The organism is Streptomyces sp. ICC1 (assembly GCF_003287935.1).
Taxonomy (GTDB): Bacteria; Actinomycetota; Actinomycetes; order Streptomycetales; family Streptomycetaceae; genus Streptomyces; species Streptomyces tritrimontium.
Window position 1 is genome coordinate 3,519,232 of the sequence record NZ_CP030287.1, and the last position, 18,591, is coordinate 3,537,822.

An 18,591-nucleotide genomic window follows, 5' to 3' on the forward strand; every position below is an offset into this window, starting at 1 on the left:
CCAGAGCCGGCCCCGTCCGGGGCCGTGACCCGACGCACCACTCGACGGAAGAAGAGGAAACAGCCATGACGCTTCTTGACCTGCAGTCGATGGAGACCCCGAAGGAAGAGACCACCGAGCTGCACGGCGGCGGTGGCGGCGGCAGCCGGGCCAGCCTGCTGCTCTGCGGCGACAGCAGCCTGAGCATCACGACCTGTAACTGACCCAGGTCACATCGGGCCCGGGCGGTTCACCGCCCGGGCCCGCACCACACCCCTGGAGGCACCCGCCGATGAGCCCCCCCGACGAGGCGGCCGACGGAGCCCGGGCGCCGGACGCGGCACGCGAGGCCGACCGGGCGCTGGTGGCGGCGGCCCGGCACAGCGGTGGGCGCACCGCCGCCGTCCTCGGCTGCGCGCTGGCCGCCGCCGCGGCGGCGCTCGCCGAACCCGCGGTCCTCGGCCACACCCTCGATTTGCTGCTCCGCCGCGACCCGGCGGGCCCCGCCTGGACCCTGCTGTGCGCCGCGGTCATCGCGGCCGAAGTGGCGCTGGACGCCGCCGCCGCCCGGCTGACCGGAGACGTGGACGGCCGCACCACCGCCCGACTGCGTCGGCTCGGCCTCGCCCGCCTGCTGCGGACGGCCCCGCACCACGCGGCCCGCCACGCACCCGGCGAAACCGCCGCCCGGCTGACCGCGCACGCGACCGAGGCCGGAAAGGTCCCGGCCGCCGCCGCACACGCCGTCACCGCCCTGCTGCCACCGCTCGGCGCGGTCGTCGCGCTCCTCCTCATCGACCTGTGGACCGCGCTCGCCTTCCTCGTGGGCGTCCCGCTGCTGGTGCTGCTGCTGCGGACCTTCTCCCGGGACACCCTCACCAGCGTCGCCCGCTACCAGCAGGTGCAGCTCGCGACCGCCGGCCGCCTCGTCGAGGCACTGGCCGGGGCCCGCACGATCGCCGCCGCCGGCACCGCGGAGCGCGAACGCGACCGGATCCTCGCGCAGTTGCCCGAGCTCGGCACCGAGGGGCGGCGCATGTGGCAGGTCTTCGGCGGTACGACGGCCCGGTCGGCCGCCCTCATGCCGATCCTCCTGTACGCGGTCCTCGCCGTCGGCGGCATCCGCCTGTCGGCCGGGGCCATCGGCGTCGGCGAGCTCCTCGCCGCGTCGAGGTACGCGGCCCTCGCCGCCGGAGTCGGCGCCGTGACCGCGGGACTGGCGGCCGTGGCCCGCGGCCGGGCCGCCGCCCGCCGGACCGCCGCCCTGCTGACGCTGCCCGTGCTCGGCCACGGCCGGGAGGAGCTGCCGGCGGGCGGCCCCGGCACCCTGGAGCTGCGCGGCGTCAGGGTCGTGCGCGACGGATCGACGGTCCTGCACGACATCAGCCTGGTCATCCCCGGGGGCTCCACGGTGGCGGTGGTGGGCCGCTCGGGCGCCGGCAAGACCCAGTTCGCCGCCGTGGCCGGCCGGCTCGCCGACCCCGACGCGGGCCGGGTGCTGCTGGACGGCGTACCCCTGCCGGAGGTGGGCGCCGAAGCGCTGCGCCGCGAAGTCGGGTACGCCTTCGACCGGCCGGCGCTGCTCGGGGACACGGTCGGCGAGGCGATCGGCTTCGGCTCGGGTCCGGCCCCCGGCCGGGACGCGGTCCGCGCCGCGGCCCGGGCCGCGGGCGCCGACGGGTTCGTACGCCGCCTGCCCCACGGGTACGACACGCCGCTCGCCGACGCCCCGCTGTCCGGCGGAGAGTTCCAACGCCTCGGACTGGCCAGGGCGTTCTGTCACGCGGGCCGGCTCCTCGTGCTGGACGACGCGACCTCCAGCCTCGACACCGTCACCGCCCGCGAGGTCGAGCGGGCGCTCGCCCGGGAGGTCCGGCCGGGCACCCGGATCGTGGTCGCGCACCGCCTCTCGTCCGCGGCCCGGGCGGACCTCGTCGTCTGGTTGGAGGACGGCCGGGTACGGGCGACCGGGCCGCACGGCGTGCTGTGGCGGCACGAGCCGGCCTATCGGGCGGTGTTCGCCGCGGACGGGGAACCGGGAGCCGGTGCGGAGCCCGCCGCGGAGTCCGGCAGTGAGCCCGTCGCGGAGCCCGCCGCGGAGCCCGTCGCGGCTCCGGAGGATGCTTCCGCCTCCCGGGGGAGCCGGGAGGCGGCACGGTGACCGAGGGCGAGACCTGGCGCCGGGTGGCCCCCGAGGGCCGGCGGTTCCTGCGCGGCCGGGGGCGCGCCCTGGGCCGGCTGGCGGCCTGGTCGCTCCTGGAGTCCGCGCACACCTTCCTCGGCGGCTACGGCGTGGCCCGCGCCCTCGACGACGGCTTCCTGGCGGGCCGCACCGCCACCGGCCTCGCCTGGCTGGCCGCGGCCGGAGCCGGAGCACTGCTCGGCGGGTTCGCGCTGCGCGGCGTGTTCGCCGGGCTCGCGGACCTCGTGGAGCCGCTGCGGGACGGCCTGGTCCGGCGGGCGGTGCGCCAGGCGCTGGACCGCGCGGTCGCCGACCCGGCGCGCACTCCCGGCGCGGGCGCGGTGTCCCGGCTCACCCAGCAGACCGAAATGGCCCGGGACTCCTTCGCCGGGCTGGTCCTGACGGCACGGTCGTTCGTCTTCACCGCCGTGGGCGCCTTCGCGGGCATGGCGGCCCTGGCTCCCGAGCTGCTGCTGATCGTGCTGCCCCCGCTGCTGCTGGGCGCGGCCGCCTTCCTGGCGACGCTGCGCCCCATGGCCTCCGTACAGCGCCGGTCCCTGGACACCGACGAGGCGCTGTCGGACCGGGTGGGGGCGGTGGCGGAGGGCCTGCGCGACATCGTCGCCTGCGGCGGACAGGCGGCGGCGCGGGCCCGGGTGGAACCCCTGATCGCCGCCCAGGAGCGGCTGGCCCGCCGGCTCGCGCGCTGGACGGCCGTGCGCACCCTGGCCCTGGGCACGGCGGGCCGGCTGCCGGTCGTCGCGCTGCTCGCCGCGACGCCCTGGCTGCTCGGACGCGGGATCACCGCCGGAACGCTGGCCGGCGGCCTCACCTACCTGGTGCAGGCCCTGCTGCCCGCCCTCAATACCCTGATGGCGGCCGTGGGTTCGGCCGGCACCCGGCTGTTCGTGGTCCTCGAGCGCTTCTGCGAGCCGCCGCCGCCGTCCCCGGCCGGGGGCGGCGACAGCGCGCCGAAGCCGCGGCAGCCCGAAGACGGCGACGACAGCGACGACAGCGACGCCGGCAACGGCGGCGACGCCGGCGGCGACCGCCGGCCGGCCGCCGCGGCGGCCGAACTCCGCGGCGTCACCTTCGCCTACGGACCCGGCGCGGCCCCCGTGCTCGACGGACTCGACCTGGTGGTGCGGCCGGGGGAGCACCTCGCGGTCGTCGGGCCGAGCGGCATCGGCAAGTCCACGCTCGCCGCCCTGCTCGCCGGGATGCTGTCCCCCGGCGCGGGTACGGTCCTGGTCGCCGGCGCGGCCGCCCACCGGGAAGCCGGCGCCGGGGGACCCGACCCGCGGCGGACCCTGCTGCCCCAGCAGGCCTACGTGTTCACAGGCACCGTGCGGGACAACCTCACCCACCTGGCCGCCCACCCGGGCGTCCCCGTGCCCGGGGACGCCCACGTGCTGCGCGCCGTCGGCGCCCTGGGGCTGGCGGACCTCGTGGAGCGGCTCGGCGGCCTGGACGCCGAGGTGTCCCCCCGGCTGCTGTCCCAGGGCGAGAGCCAGCACCTCGCGCTCGCCGCCGCCTACCTCTCGCCGGCCCCGCTGCTCCTCCTGGACGAGGCCACCTGCCACCTGGATCCCCGTACGGAGGAGCGCGCCGAACGGGTCCTCGCGGCCCGGCCCGGCACGCTCGTCGTCGTGGCCCACCGCATCTCGTCCGCGGCCCGCGCCGACCGGGTCCTCGTCCTCGACGGGACCCGCGCCGTGTGCGGCACCCATGCGGAACTCCCGGCCAGATCGCCCCTGTACCGCGATCTGGTGGGGGAGTGGGACCGGACCGCGGACGAGTGACGCGCACGTCCGGGCGGCGGCCGTGCCGTCCGGGGACCTCAGCGTCCGGGGGCCCTCACCGTCCGGGGCGCCCGCGGATCACACCCAGCCCGACCGCCGGGATATCCGGATCGCGTCTATGAGGTTGCGCGCGCCGGTCTTGCGGGTCGCCGCCGCCATGTAGTTGCGCACCGTCCCCACCGCCAGGTGCAGCGTACGGGCGATCTCGGCGATGGAATCGCCCTCCGCGGCCCGGACCAGCACGCTCAGTTCCCGCGGGCTCAGCGGCACGGGGTCGGCCTCCATGAAGGCCGAGGCCAGCGAGGCGTCGATGAAACGTTCCCCCGCGGCGACCTTCCGGACCGCCCGCACGAGCCGCCCCGGCGAACCGTCCTTGTCGACGTAGCCGAGTGCCTCGGCCCGGAAGGCCCGGTGCAGCGAACCGGGCGCACCGGTCGAGGCGAGGACCAGCACCGAGGAGGGGGACGCGAGGAACGGGCGGTCCGCGCGTCCGCCGTCGGCCAGCACGGCCGTCGTCCCCGGACAGTCGAGGTCGACGACCGTCACGTCTGGTCGTAAGCACTCGGCCTGGCGCACCGCGGTCCGCCAGCCCGCCGAGGTGACTTCGAAGGACCCTTCGGATCTCAGCAGGGCGGCCAGTGCCGATCGGACCAGGCTGACGCTGTGCAGGACGAGGACCTTCGTCATCGTGTGCTCTCCTCGGTAGACGGACCAACAGCACCACGCGGCTGCCCCCGTACGGGGCTGCTGGAACGTCTCTGCGGGGGGCGTGCAGGGGCGTACGGGTACTTTGGCCGAGATACCCGGGGTGTACCTGCTTCCCTTCGGCGGGTTACCCCCTTGAAGGGTGGTGAAGGGTGGTGAAGGGTGGTGAAGGCCGGTTAAGGTCGGCCTCCGTCCCGCTCCGGGCGCCCCACCCGCCGGATCAGACCTCGCGCCACCGGGCCATCGCCCAGGAGAACAGTCCGAAGAGCACCAGCCCGACGGCGACCGCGACCAGCAGCCACGGCCCCGCCGGAGTGCCGGTGAACGACCGAAGGGTGTCGTCTACACCCTTCGCCTGCGCCGGGTCGTAGCGCACCGCCGCGAACACGACGAAGCAGCCGGCCGCCGCGAACACGGCGCCCCGGGCCAGGCCACCGCTCACCCCGAGGAAGTCGACGGCCCCGCGCCACCGCGCGGAGGCCCCGCCCATTGACAGGTGCTTGCGGAAGGTGCGCCGCGCCGCCTGCACCGCGATGACCACGCCGGCGGCGGCGATCCCGACCCCGGCCGCGCCCACCAGCCACTGGCCGGCGGGCAGACCCAGCGCCTTGGCCGTCACATCGCGCGACTGCTCGTCTCCGGAACGCCCGGCGCCGCCCGCCGCGAACGTGAGCACGGAGAAGGCGATCACCCCGTAGAAGACGCACCGGGCGGCCGAGGCCACCCTCTTCAGGGGCTTGCCGCCCCGCGGGCCGGCCGCGCCGAACACCGCCTCCGACAGGCGCCACAGCATCATGCCCACGAGCCCGATGCCCACGGCCCAGATCAGGACGCGGCCGAGGGGATTCCCCGAGAGCTCCTGGAGGGCGCCCTGACGGTCGGCCTCCTTGCCCTCCGCGCCACCGAAGGCGACGCGGAAGGCGAGGAACCCGATCAGGACGTACAGCACCCCGCGCGCCAGCAGCCCGCAGCGGGCCGTGACCTCCCGTGCCCCGCCACCGCGGGACGCCGACCGGGCGCCCCTGCTCGCGGCCCCGATTCTCATCGCGCTCAGACCTCCCCGCGCCAGGCGCCGGTCTCGGTCCCGCGTTCCTCGATGAACAGCTTGAACCGCTGCAGATCACCGGCGACCTGGCGTTTGACGAAGCCGAGCTTGTCGGCCGCGGCCTCGGCCAGCCCGTCGGGCACCCAGTTCATGTGCAGCACGACCTTGGTGGTGGTCGCGTCGATCGGCTGGAAGGTGACGAGCCCGGCCTGGCGGGCCTCCCCGTCGACCGTCATCCAGGCGACGCGCCGGTCCGGGAGCTGCTCGGTGATCTGCGCGTCGAACTCGCGCTGCACGCCGTTCACGTTCGTCACCCAGTGGGTGAGCGTGTCCGTGCGCTGGACGATGCGCTCGACCCCCTCCATGAAGACGGGAAAGTCCTCGAACTGCGTCCACTGGTTGTAGGCCGTGCGTACGGGGACATTGACCTCGACGTACTCCTCGACGTGCGACATGCGCACCCCTTCCGTGTCGTCAGCGGTCCCGCACCCCCAGGTGCGGGTCGTCCTTCAGGACGTCTCGGGGCGCGGCTACCCCCCTCCGGGAGCCCCATGCGCGGACCGGGGGCGGCCTCGTGGTCTGCACGCCCCCCGTCGCAGCCCCCGTGCCCTCCCCGTGTGTCAGGCGCTTCCCGCGGGGCAGGCGCGTCGGGGTCCATGCCGCCTCCACCCACTGGGGAGATATGAACAGCGCCCTACGCTTGATGACCGTCCTCGGGGGTTCGGTCCTGCTCACCGCCGCGGCCGGGTGGGCCGTCGACCTACTGCTCCGCCGCACCGACGCACGGCACCCGGAAACGCCCCTGTGGAACCTGCTGCGCCGCTGCCGCCACGCCCTGCAGATCGTGCTGCTCGCCGCACTGTTCAAGGGCGGCTACCGGCAGACCGGGTGGCCGCCGCTTCGCGACAACGCGGCCACCGTGGGCCGCGTCCTGTCCCTCGCCCTGATCGGCGCCGGGGCCTGGCTGATCGTGGTCGTGGCCTCCGCCGTCGTGGAGTCGGGGTACGCCCGCTACGCCACCGGCACCCGCGACCCGGCCCGGGTGCGCCGGGTCCGTACCCAGGTGACGCTGATCACGAGGGTCGTGACGGTCGTCGTGGCCCTCGTCGCGGCCGCCGCGATGCTCCTGACCTTCCCGAGCTTCCGCGCGCTCGGCACCTCCGTGCTCGCCTCCGCCGGGATCATCGGCATAGTCGCCGGCGTCGCGGCCCAGTCCACCCTCGGGAACCTCTTCGCCGGCTTCCAAATCGCCTTCGGCGACATGGTGCGCATCGGCGACACGGTCGTGGTGGCGGGCGAATGGGGGGTGGTCGAGGACATCACCCTCACCTTCCTCGCCGTACGCACCTGGGACGAGCGGCGCATCACCATGCCCGTCTCGTACTTCACCACCCGCCCCTTCGAGAACTGGTCCCGCGGCGGCGTCCAGATGACCGGAACGGTCTTCCTGCACTGCGACCACAGTGCGCCCGTGGACCTCCTGCGGGACAAGGTCCACGAGATCCTGCACAACTGCCGGGAGTGGGACGGCCGCGGCTGGGACCTCGCCGTCACCGAGACGACGCCCTCGACGATCGTGGTGCGGGCCATCGTGACGGCCAAGGACGCCGACGACCTGTGGACGGTGCGCTGCGCCGTACGCGAGCAGCTGATCGCCTGGCTCGCGGAGAAGCACCCGGACGCCCTGCCCCGCGTCCTCCTGGACCGGGCACCGGGAGCCCGGGACACGGTGGACGGGCACGGCCGCCGGTGAGGGGCCGCGGAGCGGATTCCTACCTGTGGCGGGCGAGGGTGCGCACCAGCACGACCAGCGAGAAGGCGATGACGAGGAGGTGCACCCAGGCGGGGCCGGGCGCCGGGGACAGGGACAGCTGGACGAGCTGATGTGAGGTCATGGAACGCGCTTGCCCCCGGCGGCCGGTTTGACGCGAGCGGCCCGGCGAAAGGGATCCCCGGCGCCGGGGATCGGGGCGCCGGCGCCGTCAGCGGCCCGCGGGCCTGCCGGACAGCAGCCGGGCGGCCTCGATCTCGGCCCAGACGGCCTTCCCGCGGCCGAGTGCCTGCGCGCCCCAGCGATCGGACAGCCGCTCCACGATGTGCAGGCCGTGCCCGCCCGGGATGCCGCGTTGCGGGGCCGGGTGGAGCACGGGCAGGGCCGACGAGCCGTCGGACACCTCGATGCGCAGGACGTCCCCGGACGTGAGCACGAGCTCGTGGCAACCGTCCGCGTGCAGTGACGCGTTGGTCAGCAGCTCGGAAACGAGGAGCAGGGCGTCCTCGGCGGTCTCGGTCCCGTCCCAGCCCCAGTCCTGCAGGGCCCGGCGCGTGAAGTCGCGGCCCTTGGCCACGGCACCGCGCACGCCCGTCAGGGCGAGCCGACGGCGCTGCCCCGCGACGGGAAGGCCCGCGTTCACCGGATCACCCGTTTCCGGTCCGACGGTCTCCACTGTGGTCTTCCACCCCCACGTTGACACTGGTCTGTGCTTGCGGCATCTGCCCGGCGGGGCCGAGGCCGACGGCCTGGACTTCTGTTGCGTTCCCGAGCGGCCCCGGGGCCGCTCGATCATGCCCACCCCAGTGTAGGGGACCGGCGATATCAGGGCGTGGCGACGTGGAGCCGCAGTGTGAAGCCGGCGTCCGTGGCACGGACCTCGACCAGATCGCAGAGCTGGTGGATCATCCACAGGCCGCGGCCGCCGTTGGCGGACGCGAGGGAAGGACGCCGACGCCCCGCCAGGGGGTCCGCCAGGCGCCCGCCGTCCTGGATCTCGGCGACGACCCCCGCTCCGGCGCCGGTGGTGCTCCACAGCCGCAGGGTGCCCTTCCCGCCGCCGTGGGACAGGGAGTTGGCCGCCGCCTCGCTGACCGCGAGGACGAGGTCGCCGCGGCGCGCCGGGGTCAGGGCCGTCGTACGGGCCCAGGACTCGGCGAACTCGCGGACCCCGGCCAGCTCTCCGTGGGAGTACTCGAGGCGGGGCACCTCGCCGTCGTGTTCGGGCAGCGGGCGGTCGCAGTCCGCGGAGACCGCGGAGGCGGCCGTGTACTGCGGGCTCGGCTGGTCGAGGCCCGCCTCGATCAGCGTCGGGTGCGTGCGCCGGGCGTCGGCCAGTACCCCGGGCGCCAGCCCCCGTACGTCGTACGGGCACAGCACGGTGGCGGGCCGGCCGGCGAAGGCCGAGTTGATGAGGGCCTCGTGACGGGTGGCCTCGAGCACCTCGGCGGGGGTGCGGCCGGGCCAGATCGGTTCGCCGACGATGCGGGCCGCCCGGCTCACGTGGAGGTCGGCGAAATCCTGCAGGGCGGCGAGGATGCGGCCGGGATTGCGTCCCAGCTCCGTCATGTCGATCCACACGATGTCCGCGGCGTTCCCGGCGTTCCCGGTCTTCCCGGTGTTCGCACCGAGGCTCTCGCGCAGGGCGTCCAGGTGCGGGCCCGGCACGGCGACGAGGACCGGTTCCCCGGCCGACAGGCTGGCGCGCACGAAGCCGCCCACGCCGGCCACGTACTCGTCGAGGTCCCGGTAGAACAGGGCAGGGTGGACGAAGGCCCCGGGCCCGGTGGGCGCAGGAACAGTGATCATGCTGCGACCTCCAGCGCGGCGCATTCGTCCGGGAACATCTGCACTACCTTGCGCAGTGAGTATGGCGGGTCGTGGAGCAACAGGCGCCGGCCTTCGCCGTTCAGGGCGGCCGAAACCTGGACCAGCGCGGCGATCGCGACCGTGTCGAGGAAGAGCACGGCGGACAGATCGAGATGGACGACGGGTCCCGGAATCCCGCTCACGATGCCGAGCGCCGTCGACAGGGCGTGCCGGGTGTCGAGGTCGCAGCTGCCGGTCAGGCGCGCGCCGGGCCGGTCCCGCAGCGGCAGCGCGGTCAGCGCCGCCGCGTCCGGTCCGCCCGGCGCCGCCGGGAGCCGCACGGCCGCGTCCGCCCCCGCGCCGTGTTCCTGGCGCGTCCGCGCGTCGGCGGGGGAGTCGGACCGGTCGTGCCGGTGAAGGGATGCCATGGCCGGTGCCTACACGGTGAGCATGCCGGCACGCAGCCGGGCCAGCGTCCGGGACAGGATGCGGGAGACCTGCATCTGGGAGATGCCGAGCTCGGCGCCGATCTCCGCCTGCGTCTGCTCCTGGCCGAAGCGCATCTTCAGGATGAGGAGGTCGCGCTCGTCCAACTGCTCCAGCAGGGGAGCGAGGGTGTGGAACTCCTCGAAGAGCTCCATGGCGGGATCGACGCCGCCGAGGCGCTCCGCCAGCGGCCGGGAGGTTCGGCTCGAGGTGGACGCCGCGTCGTCGTCCGAGCCGACGGTGTCGAGCGAACCGCTCGTGTAGCCGTTCGCGGCCACCAGCCCGTCGATGACCTCGTCCTCGGACAGCTCCAGGTGCGCGGCGAGCTCCTTGACCGTCGGCGCCCGGCCCAGGACGTCCGTCAGGGCCTCCTGGGCCTTGGCGAGCTCCGTACGCAGTTCCTGCAGGCGGCGCGGGACGTGCACGGCCCAGGTGGTGTCGCGGAAGTGGCGCTTGATCTCACCGGTGATGTAGGGGAGGGCGAGGGTGGAGAACTCGACCTCCCGCTCCGGGTCGTAGCGGTCGATTGCCTTGATCAGGCCGATGGTCCCCACCTGGATGATGTCGTCCATGTCGAGACCGCCGCCGAGCACACGGGTGCGGAAACGGCGTGCGGCGAACTGCACCAGTGAGAGGTTCATCTCGATCAGGGTGTTGCGCGTGTACTGGTACTCGCGCGTCCCCTCCTCCAGGGTGCGCAGTCTCACGAAGAACAGGCGCGACAACTCTCGTGCGTCGCCGGGTGCCATCTCACGGGCGTTCTCCACCCGGAACAGCTCCGCGTCCGGCGCAGGGGCTCCCGCGGTGCCGGGGTCACATACAGGGACGTGCGCGTCTGCTGCACGAATGGGGCCTACGACGGTGGCCGAGCGAGACATGGTGGCCGCTCCCTCCCGATTGACTGACGGCTGCCGGGGCGCTTCTGCCCCGGCTCCGGCGTTCTACACGCCGTCATGCCGCCGGATCTTCCCACGGGTCGTGCCGGGCCGCCGAAAAGGGCGGCACGGCGACCGCGGCGTCCTCCCCGGTGGGCGGAGCAGGCATACTCCCTTCCGGAGCGTGTTACATACGACGACCCGGGGAGGCGGACATGACCGGAGCAGGGGACGCACAGCAGAGGGGCACGGTCGGGGAAGGCCGCCGGGCCGGAGCCGGATGGGTCGTGAGCGCGCACGGGGAGCTCGACCAGGACACGCTGGCGCCCCTGGAGGCCGCGCTCGACGCCGCGGCGGGCCAGTACCCGCTGGTGGTCCTGGACGTCGGCGAGGTCACCTTCGGGGACTCCTCCTTCCTGAATTTGCTGCTCCGGACGCACCGCGTCACGGAACTGCGCATCGCCGCCTCCGGCGAGCAGCTGCGCCGGCTCTTCGCCCTGACCGGCGCCGACACGGTCCTGTCCCTGCACGCGAGCGTCGGGGACGCTCTCGGCGAGTGACCTCCCGGGCGGTCAGCCGGCCCGGCTGCCCGCCGGGTGCGGGTCCGGTCCGCCCTCGGGCCGGAAGCACGCCGTGATCGACTTGCCGCCGTGGCACGCGTGAACATCCAGTGAATCCGCCAGGGCGTTGACGATCCCCAGCCCGCGGCCGGACGTGGCGGCCGTGTCGGCATCGGGTGCGCGGGGGCCGGGCAGTCGCGGATCGGCGTCGGCGACGCTCACGTGCAGGCACCGGCCGTCCCAGGTCAGCACCAGGTGCGCGGTGCCGACCGCGTGCAGGTGCGCGTTGGTGACGAGTTCCGAGACGCAGATCAGCACGGAGTGCACGGTGTCGGCCGCCGAACCGTTCCACGGCAGGGACGCCAGGTGCTCCGCGGTCCACTGCCGTGCGGCCCGGACGCCCTCCGCGACCGGGAACGAACGTGCCCAGCCCACCGCTTTGACCGCCATGACCTTCACCCCCTTTTCCTCCGTTGTGCGCGAGTGTCTCCGGTTCGTCTACCCGCAACCCGTGGAAGCACCCAAGGGCTTCGCGGCCCACGGTGCGGGACGCGCTGTCCCCGGTGTGATCGACCGTGCCCTATCGTCCTTTCGGCGGCGCTAGTGCCGTGCCGGGCGCCGCGACCCGGTAGACCTTTCCGGTCACAGCACTAGCCTTCAGCATGGTGGTTATCGAGAGTGGGGTTGACGGATGGCCGAGCGGGCCGGCACTGAATCACCGGGCGGACCAGAGTCGTTGCCGGGTGAGGGCGGGATCGGCGAGTCGGAGCTGCGCCAGTTGCTGGCCGGGCTGACCGCCGTACGCGACGGCGATTTCCGCACCCGGCTGCCCGATGCGGCGGACGGACTGCTGGGGGAGATCGCCACCGTCTTCAACGGGATGGTCAACCAGCTGTCGCTGTTCACCTCCGAGGTGACGCGCGTGGCCCGCGAGGTGGGCACCGAGGGGACGCTGGGCGGCCAGGCCGACGTACCGGGAGTCGGCGGCGCCTGGCTGGACCTCACGGATTCGGTCAACTTCATGGCCGGGAACCTGACGGCCCAGGTGCGCTCCATCGCCCAGGTCGCGACCGCGGTGGCCAAGGGCGACCTCTCGCAGAAGATCACCGTCACCGCGCGCGGGGAGATCCTGGAGCTGAAGGAGACCATCAACACGATGGTCGACCAGCTCTCCGGATTCGCCGGCGAGGTCACGCGCGTGGCCCGCGAGGTCGGCACCGAGGGCCGCCTCGGCGGCCAGGCGGACGTCAAGGGCGTCTCCGGGACGTGGAAGGACCTCACGGAGTCCGTCAACGTCATGGCCGACAACCTGACCGCCCAGGTGCGCTCCATCGCCGAGGTCACCACCGCCGTGGCCCAGGGCGATCTGACCCAGAAGATCCGGGTCGACGCGCGGGGGGAGATCCTGGAGCTGAAGGAGACCATCAACACGATGGTCGACCAGCTCTCCGCGTTCGCCGACGAGGTCACCCGGGTGGCCCGCGAGGTCGGCACCGAGGGCAACCTCGGCGGCCAGGCCACGGTCCGGGGGGTCTCCGGCACCTGGAAGGACCTCACCGACAACGTCAACGTCATGGCGTCCAACTTGACCGGCCAGGTGCGCTCCATCGCCCAGGTGGCCACCGCCGTCGCCCGCGGCGACCTCTCGCAGAAGATCGTGGTGGAGGCCAAGGGCGAGGTCGCCGCGCTCGCCGGGGTCATCAACACGATGGTCGACACGCTGTCCGCCTTCGCCGACGAGGTCACCCGCGTGGCCCGCGAGGTCGGCACCGAGGGCCGGCTCGGCGGCCAGGCCCAGGTCCCCAATGTGGCGGGCACCTGGAAGGACCTCACCGACAACGTCAACTCCATGGCCAACAACCTCACCGGCCAGGTCCGCAACATCGCCCTCGTCACGACGGCCGTCGCCAACGGCGACCTGTCCAAGAAGATCGACGTGGACGCCCGCGGGGAGATCCTGGAGCTGAAGACCACCATCAACACGATGGTCGACCAGCTCTCCTCCTTCGCCGCAGAGGTCACCCGCGTCGCCCGCGAGGTCGGCAGCGAGGGCCGCCTCGGCGGCCAGGCCGAGGTCGAGGGCGTCTCCGGGACGTGGAAGCGCCTCACCGAGAACGTCAACGAACTGGCCGGCAACCTGACCCGCCAGGTCCGGGCCATCGCCGAAGTCGCCAGCGCGGTCGCCGAGGGCGACCTGACCCGCTCGATCACGGTCGACGCCTCGGGCGAGGTCGCCGAACTCAAGGACAACATCAACTCCATGGTCGGCTCGCTGCGCGAGAGCACCCGGGCCAACCAGGAGCAGGACTGGCTCAAGTCCAACCTCGCCCGCATCTCGGACCTGATGCAGGGCCACCGGGACCTCGCCGCCGTCGCCGAGCTCGTCATGGACGAACTGACCCCGCTGGTGGCCGCCCAGTACGGCGCCTTCTACCTCGCCGAGGACCGCCCCGGCGGCACGGTGCTCACCCTCGTCGGCTCCTACGGGCGCCCCGCGGACGCCGAGGAGGACACCGGATTCGCCCTCGGCCGCTCCCTCGTCGGACAGGCCGCCCGCAGCCACCGCATCATCGCGACCGACCAGGTCCCCGGCGGGTACGTCATCTCCTCCGGGCTGGGCCACACCACCCCCGGCAGCCTGATCATCCTGCCGATCGTGGTCGACGACCAGGCCCTCGGCGTGATCGAACTCGCCTCCTTCAGCGCCTTCACCGCCGTGCACCGCGACTTCCTCGCCCAGCTCATGGAAACCATCGGCGCCAACGTCAACACGATCGTCGCCAACGCCCGGACCGACGAGCTCCTCGGCGAGTCCCAGCGGCTGACCGGCGAACTCCAGGCCCGCTCCGAGGAACTCCAGGTCCAGCAGGAGGAACTCCAGCGCTCCAACGCGGAGCTGGAGGAGAAGGCCGCCCTCCTCGCCAGCCAGAACAGCGACATCGAGGCCAAGAACCTGGAGATCGAGCAGGCCCGGCAAGAACTGGAGACCCGCGCCCAGCAGTTGTCGCTGGCCTCCACCTACAAGTCCGAGTTCCTGGCCAACATGAGCCACGAGCTGCGCACCCCGCTCAACAGCCTCCTCATCCTGGCCCAGCTGCTCGCCCAGAACCCGACGCGCAACCTCACCCCCAAGCAGGTCGAGTACGCGGGCATCATCCACTCGGCCGGCTCGGACCTGCTCCAGCTGATCAACGACATCCTCGACCTGTCGAAGGTCGAGGCCGGGAAGATGGACATCAACCCCGAGCGGGTGCACCTGCCCCAGCTGCTCGAGTACGTCGACGCCACCTTCCGCCCGATGACCACGCAGAAGAGCCTCGACTTCACCGTCACCACCGCCCCGGGCGCCCCCGACGACCTGCTCACCGACGATTCGAGGCTGCGCCAGATCCTGCGCAACCTGCTCTCCAACGCGGTCAAGTTCACCGAGCGCGGCGGCGTCGAGCTGCGCATCGAACCGGCGACGCCCGCCGAAACCCCCGCCGGGCTCTCCCGGCGCGGCCCCATGCTGGCCTTCCGGGTCCGCGACACGGGCATCGGCATCCCCGAGCAGCAGTTGGAGTCCGTCTTCGGCGCCTTCCAGCAGGCCGACGGCACCACCAGCCGCAAGTACGGCGGCACCGGCCTCGGACTCTCCATCAGCCGCGAGATCGCCCAGCTCCTCGGCGGGGCCGTCACCGCGCAGAGCACCCCCGGCCAGGGCAGCACCTTCACCCTCTACCTGCCGGTCAGCCGCGCGGACTACGAGGACGCACCCCGCTTCGAGGCCCAGGACCAGGGCGCCCCGGGAACGCACTCCGCCGGCGGCGCGCCCGGGACGACGCGCCCGGACCGCGCGCAGGCGCCCGTACTCCCCGCCCAGCGGCGGCCCCGGCGCCTGCTGGTGATCGAGGAACGGCTGGGCGGCCTGCTCTCCCTCGTCGCCGAGAGCGCCGACCGGGACTTCGCCCCCCGCCACGAGGCGACGGGGGAGCACGGCGGCATCCAGGTGGTCAACGCCACCAGCTCGCGCGAGGCCGCCGCCGCCCTGGCCTCCCACTCCTTCCACTGCGTGGTCCTGGAACTGGACATGCCCGACGGCGAAGCCCTGCGCTTCCTCGACGCGCTCGACGGAGACCCCGCCCTCTCCTCGCTCCCCGTCCTCGCCCACAACAACCCCCGGGTCAGGAGCGGCCAGGAGGCCGCCCTGCGGGAGCGCTCCGCCTCACGCCACCTGGAACTGCTCTCCAGCCTGGACGAACTGCGCGAGCGCATCGCGCTCCACCTGTTCGCCGAACAGCCGGGAGACGTGCTCCCCCTCGTACGGGGCGACGCGCAGCCGCAGCAGAGCGACCACGTGCTCGACGCCGAACTGGCCGGACGCACCGTCCTCGTCGTCGACGACGACGCACGCAACCTCTTCGCCCTCAGCGGGATCCTGGAACTGCACGGCATGCGCGTCCTGCACGCCGAGGACGGCCGCAAGGGCATCGACGCCCTCACCCACAACACCGGGGTCGACCTCATCCTGATGGACGTGATGATGCCCGAGCTGGACGGATACGCCGCCACCGCCGAGATCCGGCGGATGCCCGCGTACGAGGGCCTGCCCATCATCGCGGTCACCGCCAAGGCGATGCCCGGGGACCGGGAGAAGAGCCTCGCCGCGGGCGCCAGCGACTACGTGACCAAGCCGGTGGACGCCGACGACCTCATCGCCCGCGTCCGGCACTGGCTCGCGCGATGAGCCGGGACACCCAACGGCACGACGACGCCTGCCCGCGGCCGGCCCCGGCCGCCGACCGGGCCGCGGGCGTCGTCCCCCACCAGTGCCCGACCCCGCTGGGACGCCTGGTCGCCACCGTCGAACGGCTGCGCCGGGAGGTGCTGGAGGCACAGGCGGCCGCCGACGGCCGGGCCCTGGTCGAACTCGCCAAGGGCATCTTGATCGGACAGCTGAACTGCACCCCGGCCGCGGCCGCCCGGCAGCTCGACGTGCTGTGCCGCGAGAGCGGGATGTCGCCCCTCGAACTCGCCGCCGACATCGTCAACCAGGCGGCCCGCGACCACGTCAGCGAGATCGCCGCCGAGTTCGTCGAGCGCACGGGCACGGTCGGCGACCCCGACGAACAGCGCGCCGCCACCCTCTCGGTCCGGCTGCGCACCGCCGAGAGCGGCATGCTGGCCGCAGCGGCCGACACCCAGGCCGTGGCCGAATCCCTCCTGGCGAACGCACTGGGTCCCCTGGGCGCCGTCGCCGTCGCCGTGTGGACCGCGGTGCCCGACGGATCGCTGGCCCTCGCCGGACACGCCGGGTTCCCGCCGGGGGAGGCCGCGCGCTGGCGCCACGTGCCCCCGGGCGTCGCCACCGTCGCCCGCCTCGCCCTGCGCGACCGCCGGCTGGTCACCCTCGCCCGCCTCGAACGCGGGGGACTCCCCTCGATCGGCCACCTCCAGTGGCCGGACGGCGGACGGATGGCCGTACCGGCCGGGACGGGCGGCCGGATCCACGGCGTCCTCGAAATCTGCTGGCCGCAGCCCCTGGCGCCACAGCGGCCGCAGGTCGAGCGCCAGGTCGAGGCCCTCGCCGAGCTCTGCGCCCACACCATGGACGCCTCGCCCCCGCGCGACCTCACGACCGCCGAGGCGGTGCTCCCCGACGTCACCGAGCTGATCGACCTCGCCGAGGGACTGCGGGATCCCGCCGTGGTGCTCACCCCGGTCCTCGACTCCGAGGGCCGGCTCGTGGACTTCCGCATCCGCCACGTCGGCAGCCGCTTCGCCGACCCGGCCGGCCGGCCGCGCGGCGCCGTCAACGGCGCCCTGCTGCTGGAGGCCTATCCGATGGCCGCCGGCGAGAGCGGGCTGTTCGAGGTCATCGAGCGCGTGCACGCGACGGGAGAGGCCTTCCGGGCCGAACGCATGAGCCTGACCGCGCTCGTCGACCAGATCCCGCTCACCGCGGTCGCCGACATCAGCGTCAGCCGGCACGGCGCCGCCGTCCTGCTGATCTGGCGGATCGAGGACGAGAAGGCCCGGCTGGCCGACCTCCTGCAGCACGCCCAGCGCCTGGGCCGGATCGGCGGGTTCGAGGAGAACCTCGCCACCGGGGAGACCACCTGGAACGCGCAGCTCTACGCACTTCACGGACTCCCGGCCACCGCGCCCCCGGTACGGCTGCGCGAGCTGCCCGGTTACGCCCATCCGGACGACTCCGCCGCCCTCGACCGCTTCCTGCGCGCGGTGTTCAGCCTGCGCCGCCCCGCCTCCGTCAACCTCCGGTTCCGCAGGCCCGACGGGATCACCCGCCACATCCGGGTCGTCGCCGAGCCCGTCCTCGACTCGGACCAGCGGCTGCACGCCGTGCGCGGCGCCTACCAGGACATCTCCGCCCAGCACTGGACCGAGGTCGCCCTGGCCGCGACCCGGGACCAGCTCGCCCACACCGAGGCCGAGTCCGCCGAACGCAACCGGCTGGCGCTCCAGCTCCAGCACGCCATCATGCCGCCCACCCCCTCGGCCGTGGACGCCCCGGGCCTGCGGGTCGCCGTCCGCTACCGGCCCGCGGAGACCGAGTCGCTCGTCGGCGGCGACTGGTACGACACCGTGGTCCTGCCCTCCGGGCTGATCATGCTGTCCGTGGGCGACGTCGCCGGGCACGGCATCGAGGCGGCCACCGGCATGGTGGTCCTGCGCAACGCCCTGCGCGGCCTGGCCGTCACGGGCGCGGGCCCCGCGCAGCTGCTGTCCTGGCTGAACACGGTCACCCACCACCTGGCCAAGCACGTGACGGCCACCGCCGTCTGCGGCATCTTCGACCCGAGCACCCGGGTGATGCGCTGGGCGCGCGCGGGCCACCTGCCGCCCGTGCTCGTGCGCGGGGGCGAGGCCGACGCCTTCCCGCTCATCGAGGGCCTGCTCCTGGGCGCCCTCCCCGATGTCACCTACATCGAGCGGGAGGTGCAGCTCGAACCGGACGACACGCTGCTGATGTTCACGGACGGGCTGGTCGAACGGCGCGACTCCTCGGTCCAGGAGTCGCTCGGCCATCTCGTGCGCACGGCGGCCACCGTGGCCGGGGACCTGGACGGACAACTGGACCGCCTCCTGGCCAAGAGCCGGTCCGACACGGACGACGACACCTGCCTGATCGGCATCCGCGTCGCCTGAGGCGAAGCCACCGCACCGGGCGGGGGCGGCGGACGCCCGGATCGGCGCCCGGTCTCCGGGGCACCGGCACGACGTGCCGAGAATCAAGTCGGCGGTCCTGCTCGGAGCGGTCGCGACGGCGGCCGCGGGAGGAAGCGGAATCGGCGCTGAGCGCACCGGCGCATGCTCCCCGCCTTCGTTCGATCCTTCGAAGATCCGCGCGATGGCGGATGCGGAGCCTTCGACGGG

Annotated in this window: 16 protein-coding genes; 7 read left to right on the top strand and 9 right to left on the bottom strand. The window is 73.8% G+C overall.

Features of this window, described 5'->3' with window-relative positions; translation table 11 throughout:
• Nucleotides 1–65: 65 nt before the first annotated feature.
• From DRB96_RS16690 to DRB96_RS16700, 3 genes are all read left to right on the top strand, one after another.
• Nucleotides 66–203, top strand: a complete 138-nt coding sequence (locus DRB96_RS16690; protein ID WP_112449185.1) for a SapB/AmfS family lanthipeptide — start codon at nt 66–68, stop codon at nt 201–203.
• A gap of 68 nt (nt 204–271) precedes the next feature.
• Nucleotides 272–2,140 carry an ABC transporter ATP-binding protein gene (locus DRB96_RS16695; RefSeq protein ID WP_112449186.1) on the top strand — a complete coding sequence of 623 codons (1,869 nt, stop codon included), beginning with the start codon at nt 272–274 and terminating at the stop codon, nt 2,138–2,140.
• Nucleotides 2,137–3,963 carry an ABC transporter ATP-binding protein gene (locus DRB96_RS16700; RefSeq protein WP_112449187.1) on the top strand — a complete coding sequence of 609 codons (1,827 nt, stop codon included), beginning with the start codon at nt 2,137–2,139 and terminating at the stop codon, nt 3,961–3,963. The genes DRB96_RS16695 and DRB96_RS16700 overlap by 4 nt, the downstream gene beginning before the upstream one ends.
• A 78-nt stretch (nt 3,964–4,041) precedes the next feature.
• Here the strand turns inward: DRB96_RS16700 and DRB96_RS16705 are convergent, their stop codons facing one another.
• From DRB96_RS16705 to DRB96_RS16715, 3 genes are all read right to left on the bottom strand, one after another.
• On the bottom strand, nt 4,042–4,650 hold the full coding sequence (locus DRB96_RS16705; protein ID WP_112449188.1) for a response regulator transcription factor: 609 nt from the start codon (nt 4,648–4,650) through the stop codon (nt 4,042–4,044).
• 238 nt (nt 4,651–4,888) lie between these two features.
• A complete protein-coding gene (locus DRB96_RS16710; RefSeq protein ID WP_112449189.1) occupies nt 4,889–5,713 on the bottom strand; it encodes a DUF1206 domain-containing protein in 825 nt (274 codons plus the stop codon).
• A gap of 5 nt (nt 5,714–5,718) precedes the next feature.
• Nucleotides 5,719–6,168 carry an SRPBCC family protein gene (locus tag DRB96_RS16715; RefSeq protein ID WP_112449190.1) on the bottom strand — a complete coding sequence of 150 codons (450 nt, stop codon included), beginning with the start codon at nt 6,166–6,168 and terminating at the stop codon, nt 5,719–5,721.
• Nucleotides 6,169–6,395: 227 nt separating this feature from the next.
• Between DRB96_RS16715 and DRB96_RS16720 the strand changes: the two genes are divergently transcribed.
• Nucleotides 6,396–7,466, top strand: coding sequence for a mechanosensitive ion channel domain-containing protein (locus DRB96_RS16720; protein WP_112449191.1), 1,071 nt, complete (start codon nt 6,396–6,398; stop codon nt 7,464–7,466).
• A 19-nt stretch (nt 7,467–7,485) separates the two neighbouring features.
• Here the strand turns inward: DRB96_RS16720 and DRB96_RS45930 are convergent, their stop codons facing one another.
• From DRB96_RS45930 to DRB96_RS16740, 5 genes are all read right to left on the bottom strand, one after another.
• Nucleotides 7,486–7,608 (bottom strand): hypothetical protein, encoded by a 123-nt coding sequence (locus DRB96_RS45930; protein WP_275431898.1) that lies wholly within the window; start codon nt 7,606–7,608, stop codon nt 7,486–7,488.
• Between the two features lie 87 nt (nt 7,609–7,695).
• The gene (locus tag DRB96_RS16725; protein WP_112453480.1) at nt 7,696–8,127 is read right to left on the bottom strand and encodes an ATP-binding protein; all 432 of its coding nucleotides are present in this window, start codon (nt 8,125–8,127) and stop codon (nt 7,696–7,698) included.
• 182 nt (nt 8,128–8,309) lie between these two features.
• Entirely contained in the window at nt 8,310–9,293 is a 984-nt protein-coding gene (locus DRB96_RS16730; RefSeq protein ID WP_112449192.1) for a sensor histidine kinase, read from the bottom strand.
• A complete protein-coding gene (locus tag DRB96_RS16735; protein ID WP_112449193.1) occupies nt 9,290–9,721 on the bottom strand; it encodes an STAS domain-containing protein in 432 nt (143 codons plus the stop codon). The genes DRB96_RS16730 and DRB96_RS16735 overlap by 4 nt, the downstream gene beginning before the upstream one ends.
• A gap of 9 nt (nt 9,722–9,730) precedes the next feature.
• The gene (locus DRB96_RS16740) at nt 9,731–10,657 is read right to left on the bottom strand and encodes a SigB/SigF/SigG family RNA polymerase sigma factor (protein WP_112449194.1); all 927 of its coding nucleotides are present in this window, start codon (nt 10,655–10,657) and stop codon (nt 9,731–9,733) included.
• Between the two features lie 212 nt (nt 10,658–10,869).
• Between DRB96_RS16740 and DRB96_RS16745 the strand changes: the two genes are divergently transcribed.
• A complete protein-coding gene (locus DRB96_RS16745) occupies nt 10,870–11,214 on the top strand; it encodes an STAS domain-containing protein (RefSeq protein WP_112449195.1) in 345 nt (114 codons plus the stop codon).
• Nucleotides 11,215–11,226: 12 nt separating this feature from the next.
• Here DRB96_RS16745 and DRB96_RS16750 read toward each other — a convergent pair whose 3' ends face one another.
• On the bottom strand, nt 11,227–11,664 hold the full coding sequence (locus DRB96_RS16750) for an ATP-binding protein (RefSeq protein ID WP_112453481.1): 438 nt from the start codon (nt 11,662–11,664) through the stop codon (nt 11,227–11,229).
• Between the two features lie 241 nt (nt 11,665–11,905).
• Here DRB96_RS16750 and DRB96_RS16755 point away from each other — a divergent pair, with 241 nt between their 5' ends.
• Together DRB96_RS16755 and DRB96_RS16760 are read left to right on the top strand one after the other, a co-directional pair.
• Entirely contained in the window at nt 11,906–15,940 is a 4,035-nt protein-coding gene (locus DRB96_RS16755) for a HAMP domain-containing protein (protein WP_112449196.1), read from the top strand.
• Nucleotides 15,937–18,363 carry a SpoIIE family protein phosphatase gene (locus DRB96_RS16760; RefSeq protein ID WP_112449197.1) on the top strand — a complete coding sequence of 809 codons (2,427 nt, stop codon included), beginning with the start codon at nt 15,937–15,939 and terminating at the stop codon, nt 18,361–18,363. Before DRB96_RS16755 ends, DRB96_RS16760 begins: the two co-directional genes overlap by 4 nt.
• The last annotated feature ends 228 nt before the right edge of the window (nt 18,364–18,591 follow it).